The 1,195-nt window shown below is 56.0% G+C and carries 1 protein-coding gene; it reads left to right on the top strand.

Annotated elements, in window-relative coordinates; translation table 11 throughout:
• Positions 1-37: 37 nt before the first annotated feature.
• A complete protein-coding gene (locus HV355_RS23955; protein WP_182403867.1) occupies positions 38-1,195 on the top strand; it encodes a DDE-type integrase/transposase/recombinase in 1,158 nt (385 codons plus the stop codon).

The raw sequence follows: 1,195 nt of genomic DNA, 5'->3' as shown, positions 1-1,195 counted from the left end.
GTAACAGTTATAACTGGCATAGAAGAGGAGACTCGCTATGCCCTGGACTGAGACCCGACCTATGCAACGCCTTGATTTTATCCGTGCCTGCCATGCAGGTACGGACTCCTTCTCCGCGCTTTGCCGTCTTTTTGGCATCAGCCGTAAAACCGGCTATAAATGGCTTCAGCGTTTTGACCCCGCTGACCTGTCATCTCTCTCTGACCGGTCGCGCGCGCCACACTCCCGCTCCCGGACGGTTCCTGATGATATCGCCGGACAGCTTACGGCCCTGAGGCAAAAACACCCTGACTGGGGCCCCAAAAAACTGCGGATGTGGCTGCTCAATCATCATGTCGATTTTACCGTACCTGCTGCCAGCACTATCGGCGATATCCTCAAGCGTGAAGGCCTGGTTCCGGATAAAAAGCGAAAACGCAGAACCCCGGGCAATCGCCAGCCCCTGACCACCATCAGTGAGAACAATCAGGTCTGGAGCGCTGATTTTAAAGGTAAGTTCAGGCTGCTGAGCCGAGAGTACTGCCATCCCTTCACCCTGACCGACAATCACAGCCGGTATCTTCTGAGCTGCCGGGGAACGGACCGGGAGAGTGAGCCCTTCGTCAGACAGTGCCTGACGGATGCGTTCCTGGAATACGGTCTGCCGGAAGTGCTCAGAACCGATAACGGTCAGCCCTTCGCGGGAACAGGGATAGCCGGACTAAGTCGTCTTGCCGTCTGGCTAATCAAGCTGGGCATCAGGCCTGAGCGTATCAGGAAGGGGCATCCGGAAGAAAATGGCCGTCATGAGCGAATGCACCGCTCCCTGAAAAGTGCGGTGAAACAGGGCAACACCTTCATGACGATGGAAGAACAACAGCGGTGGTTCAGTGACTACCGGGAGGAGTTTAACCACGAAAGGCCGCATGAAGCCCTGGCGGGTGCAACGCCCGGAACGGTATGGCACCCCTCGAACCGACACTGGGATGGCCGTGTTCCTGAATACGCGTACCCGGAAGGCGGTACGGTCTACAGGGTGAAATCGCGGGGGACACTCTATATGGGGAAAAAGGGGACGGTGTTCCTGAGTGAAGCGCTGACTGATGAGTACATCATGCTGGAAGAACAGGATGATGGCCTTGAGGCCATCATCTTTAACGGAATAACGCTTGCGTACTACGACCGAAAAACCGAGAGTGTGCTCCGGATAGACTGA

Origin of the sequence: Enterobacter sp. RHBSTW-01064, assembly GCF_014103035.1 — a bacterium.
GTDB lineage: Bacteria > Pseudomonadota > Gammaproteobacteria > Enterobacterales > Enterobacteriaceae > Enterobacter > Enterobacter mori.
This window is presented reverse-complemented; position numbering and strand designations above follow the sequence as displayed.